At 76.5% G+C, this 2285-nt stretch carries 2 protein-coding genes; both read right to left on the reverse strand.

Annotated features, from left to right (window positions below; translation table 11 throughout):
* Positions 1-137: 137 nt before the first annotated feature.
* Positions 138-1373, reverse strand: coding sequence for a coiled-coil domain-containing protein (locus tag HCN56_RS25190; protein ID WP_167974913.1), 1236 nt, complete (start codon positions 1371-1373; stop codon positions 138-140).
* Positions 1373-2285: transporter substrate-binding domain-containing protein (locus HCN56_RS25195; protein WP_209313179.1), on the reverse strand; the 913-nt coding region annotated here is incomplete at its 5' end. The genes HCN56_RS25190 and HCN56_RS25195, both read right to left, overlap by 1 nt.

Consider the following 2285-nt stretch of genomic DNA (forward strand, 5'->3'; position numbering starts at 1 on the left):
GGCGGCGTCCGACCGGCCGCCGGGGGACCGGCCGCACCCCGGGCAGCGGTCGGCACCGGCACCGCCGCTGCCGCCGGCCGGGGAGTCGCCCGGGCAGGCGTCGTGCGGGCAGCGCCCGCCGGGTATCGCCGCCTCGCTCATCCCGCCTCGCCCCCCGCCACCCCGGTGTCCCGTTCCGCCGCCGGTCCCCGCAGTGTCGCCTCCTGGTAGGTGCGCACCAACTGCTCGGCCGTCCGCAGGTTGCACGGCGCGCTCCAGAGGGTGCGGCGGGCCGCGTCGTACAGCGGGGCCGCGTCGCCGAGGCCGAGGCGTGCTGCCTTGGCGCGGTAGGCGTCGAGCCGGCCACGGAGCTCGGCGCGCACCGCCAACGGTGCTGTCACCGCGCTCAACGCCTCCCGGGCCAGGGAGAGTTCCTCATCCGCGCGACGTTCCAGATCGGCGAGCAGCGGAGCCAGCCGCGCCCAGCGGCGGGTCCGCCGGTGCGCGACCGCGGCGGCCAGCCGCTCCTGGAGCACGCCGACCGACCCCTCCACGGGCGGGACGTCCCACGCGGCGATCTTCGCCAGCACCTCGCCGCGCGCGGTGCGGGCCTCCGCCAGTGTGCGGTCCGCGCGGGAGAGGACGTCGCGGACGCGGGACAGTCGCTCGTCGGCGTCCCGGTGGACCGCGATGACGTCCTCCACCTCCCGTCGCGCGTCCTCGACCGCGCGCTCGGCGCGGTCGAACCCGGAGGTGTCGACGCGCCCGCGGCCCGGTTCGCTGCTGCCGCCCACCGGCCGCCACAGCGTGAGGGGGTCGCCCGCCGCACGCGCCCGCAGCTCCGCCAACTCGGCACCGACACCCGCCAGGACGTCGGCCGCGGGGTGCTCGCCCCGGACCGCCCCCACCGACCGGGCGAGCTCCGTCAACCGCCGGAGTTCGGCGGTGAGCAGCTCCACGCGGGCCGGCAGCGCGGACCACACGGCGTCGACGGCCAGGACGACCTCCAGCACCTCGGCGTACCCGTCGGTGGTGCGCGACACCAGCTGCTCCCAGCTGAGCCGTTCCGGCGCCGTGCCCGGTTCCTCCACCGTCAGGCAGTCGCCGGTGAGGAGTTCCGCCAGTTCGACCAACTCGGCCGTGCCCGGGGCGCGTCGCAGCGGCCGGACCGCATGGGCGCGCTCCAGGGTCGCGCGGGCGGTGCAGTGCCACCCCCACAGCCGGGCCAACGTGCGGTCGGCGTCCTCCCAGCGTGCCCGGGTGTCGCCGGTCAACTCGGCGCCGGCGAGCAGCCGCCGTCCGGGATGGTCGCGGAGCGCCAGCAGTGAGGTCTCGATCGCGGACAGTTCGGCGTCCAGCCGGGCCAGCCTGGTCTCCGCCTCCACGGCCTCCATCACCTCGTCCCCTCTCCGTCCCGGTACCGGGGGGCCGGCGGCGCCGGCGACGTCTCGTCGGTGTGGTCGGCGAGCCAGCGGTCGTGCGAGCGCCGCCAGGCGCTGTGCTCGCCGCCCGCGGTGTACTCGGCGAGGACCGCGTTGACCCGCCGCACCAGGTCGACATCCTGCCGTCTCATCGCCACCCCGTAGACCTCGCGGGTCAGCTCCTCGCCGACCGCCTGCACGGCCGGGTCCTGCGCGGCGTGACCGGCGGCGAGCGCGCCGTCGGTGATCAGGGCGTCGGCCTCGCCGAGCTGCAGCAGGACGAGGCAGTCGATGTGGCCGGGCGCGCGGACCGGTTCCAGTTCCAGCTCCGGCCCGCGCTCCTCCAGCAGGGCACGCGCGGTGGTGGTCTCACCGCTGCACACCCGGCGCCCGGCGAGGCTCTCGTCGAAACCGGTGATCTGAGAGCCGCGCGGCACGATGACGCGCTGACCGGTCTCGAAGTAGCCGTTGGAGAAGGCCACGTCGCGCCACCGGTCGCAGGTGACCGACATGGCGCGCACCACCATGTCGATCTCGCCCTCGGCGAGAAGCCGTTGGCGGGCGTCGGTGGGGATCGCGCGGAGGACCACCTTCGGGTCGGGGCCGAGGAGGTCCTCGGCGAGGGCCGTCGCGAGGTCGATGTCGAAACCGGCGATGTCGCCCTCCGGGGTGCGGAACCCCCACAGGTAGCTGCCCTGGTCCACGCCGACGACCAGTTCACCGCGGCGTTGGATGCGGCGCACCGCCTCCCCGGCCTCGGTGGACGGCAGGTAGCTCGCGGTCGCGTCGAGCCCGTCGGAGCACACCTCCCCGGTCGTGGTCACCGGGGGCAGCGGCTCGGGGCGGTCCGCCCTCGCGCCTCCGGGCGGTGGGGCGGGGCGGCCC

Origin of the sequence: Streptomyces lonarensis (assembly GCF_012033735.1) — a bacterium.
GTDB lineage: Bacteria > Actinomycetota > Actinomycetes > Streptomycetales > Streptomycetaceae > Streptomyces > Streptomyces lonarensis.

Bases quoted from the DNA above. Each gene is read 5' to 3' on its own strand.
- HCN56_RS25190 (WP_167974913.1), bottom strand. From the start codon at position 1,373: ATGGAGGCCGTGGAGGCGGAGACCAGGCTGGCCCGGCTGGACGCCGAA.